The sequence below is a fragment of the Microbacterium sp. zg.Y909 genome (assembly GCF_024626565.1).
Window position 1 is genome coordinate 1 of sequence record NZ_JANJFJ010000276.1, and the last position, 919, is coordinate 919.

Consider the following 919-nt stretch of genomic DNA (forward strand, 5'->3'; position numbering starts at 1 on the left):
TCTGGCGTCGCGTCGCCTGGGACAACAGCGTGCTGCGCCGCTTCCGGGCCGGGCGCAGCGTGCTGGCGCTGCGCACCGAGGACTCCGCCGTGCGGTACGCGCGGGGACCCGCGCTGGATATCGCCCCGGCCAGCCCCCAGCCGGTGCAGTTGGACGGCGACGAGTTCGGCGAGGCGGTGCATGTGCACACCCGCGTCGAACCCGGTGCGCTCGTGGTGGCCGTGCCGGTGGGGCACGTACTGGCCGCCGCGGGCTGGTCGGCGCGGCGGATCGGCGCGGCGGTGCTGTCAACCCCGTGACGGCGCCGGAAGCGTCGATCAGCATGACCGTATGGGCGCCCCCTCGATCGTGTGGTTCCGCGATGACCTGCGGCTGGCCGACAACCCTGCGCTGCGCGCGGCGATCGACCGGGCGGAGCCCGTCATCGGCCTGTACGTGCTCGACGAGCAGTCCCCCGGCTTCCGCCCGCTCGGCGGCGCGGCCAAATGGTGGCTGCACCATTCGCTCACCTCGCTGGGCGAACGGCTGCGCGAGCGGGGCGGCGCGCTGGTGCTCCGCCGGGGCGCCGCGGCCGGGGTCGTGCGCGAGACGGTGGCCAAGGTCGGCGCCGGCGCCGTCTTCTGGAACCGCCGATACGGGGGCGCGGCCCGGCAGGTCGACGCGGACCTGAAAGCGTCCCTGCGCGCCGACGGCGTGGAGGTGGCATCCTTCGCCGCGTCGCTGCTGCACGAGCCCTGGACGGTCACGACCGGCGGCGGCACACCCTTCTCGGTGTTCTCCCCGTTCTGGCGGGCATGCCTGTCGCTCCCGGCGCCGCGCACTCCCCTGCCCGAGCCGCAGACCGTGGATGCGCCGGCGCGGATGCCGGCATCCGACGCCCTCGACGACTGGTCGCTGCTGCCGACGCGTCCAGATTGGG

At 75.0% G+C, this 919-nt stretch carries 1 protein-coding gene and 1 pseudogene; both read left to right on the forward strand.

The features are described from left to right. A pseudogene (locus NQ160_RS16945) lies at window positions 1-299 on the forward strand (hypothetical protein); the annotation flags it as partial. Between the two features lie 31 nt (window positions 300-330). Further along, window positions 331-919: deoxyribodipyrimidine photo-lyase (locus NQ160_RS16950; protein ID WP_257516333.1), on the forward strand; the 589-nt coding region annotated here is incomplete at its 3' end.